This is a genomic window from Paenibacillus sp. JJ-100, assembly GCF_948329825.1.
Taxonomy (GTDB): domain Bacteria; phylum Bacillota; class Bacilli; order Paenibacillales; family Paenibacillaceae; genus Paenibacillus.
Genome location: NZ_CAOJCM010000024.1, coordinates 1 through 582 on the forward strand (window position 1 = coordinate 1; position 582 = coordinate 582).

Genomic DNA, 582 nt, shown 5'->3' on the forward strand with positions numbered 1-582 from the left:
GACAACCAGGATGTTGGCTTAGAAGCAGCCATCATTGAAAGAGTGCGTAATAGCTCACTGGTCGAGTGACTCTGCGCCGAAAATGTAACGGGGCTAAACACACCACCGAAGCTATGGCTTGATGCTTTGCATCAGGGGTAGGGGAGCGTTGTATGTACGTTGAAGGTGTACCGTAAGGAGCGCTGGAGAGCATACAAGTGAGAATGCCGGTATGAGTAACGAAAAGATCAGTGAGAATCTGATCCGCCGAAAGCCTAAGGGTTCCTGAGGAAGGTTCGTCCGCTCAGGGTAAGTCGGGACCTAAGGCGAGGCCGAAAGGCGTAGTCGAAGGACAACAGGTCGAAATTCCTGTACCACCGTAAATCGTTACGAGCGATGGGGGGACGCAGTAGGGTAGTGACGCAGGCTGATGGATGCCTGTCCAAGCAGTAAGGCTGGTTAGTAGGCAAATCCGCTAACCATAAGGCTGAGCTGTGATGGGGAGTGAAAATTACAGTAGCGAAGGTCATGATCTCACACTGCCAAGAAAAGCCTCTAGCCAGATGAAGGTGCCCGTACCGCAAACCGACACAGGTAGGCGAG

At 52.4% G+C, this 582-nt stretch carries 1 rRNA gene; it reads left to right on the top strand.

The window, feature by feature from the left end:
* Window positions 1–582, top strand: a 23S ribosomal RNA gene (locus tag PQG66_RS25250); the annotation flags it as partial.